Annotated in this window: 1 rRNA gene; it reads left to right on the top strand. The window is 54.3% G+C overall.

The features are described 5' to 3' along the window. Nucleotides 1-406 (top strand): 16S ribosomal RNA (locus tag H4O21_RS24235); the annotation flags it as partial. Nucleotides 407-457 lie beyond the last annotated feature (51 nt).

The raw sequence follows: 457 nt of genomic DNA, 5'->3' as shown, positions 1-457 counted from the left end.
CGGCTGAGAACTCTAGGGAGACTGCCGGTGACAAACCGGAGGAAGGTGGGGACGACGTCAAGTCATCATGGCCCTTACGACCAGGGCTACACACGTGCTACAATGGCCGGTACAGAGGGCTGCAATATCGCGAGATGGAGCTAATCCCACAAAACCGGTCGTAGTCCGGATTGGAGTCTGCAACTCGACTCCATGAAGTCGGAATCGCTAGTAATCGTGAATCAGAATGTCACGGTGAATACGTTCCCGGGCCTTGTACACACCGCCCGTCACACCATGGGAGTGGGTTGCTCCAGAAGTGGCTAGTCTAACCTTCGGGAGGACGGTCACCACGGAGTGATTCATGACTGGGGTGAAGTCGTAACAAGGTAGCCGTAGGGGAACCTGCGGCTGGATCACCTCCTTAAACGACACTCACAGTCATCACAGTAAAGTGTCCACATGAATTATCTGACTG

The sequence above is a fragment of the Oceanospirillum sediminis genome (assembly GCF_014164585.1).
GTDB lineage: Bacteria > Pseudomonadota > Gammaproteobacteria > Pseudomonadales > Halomonadaceae > Oceanospirillum > Oceanospirillum sediminis.
Note: the sequence above shows the minus strand (reverse complement) of the source record. Positions and strands in the feature narration are given on the sequence as shown.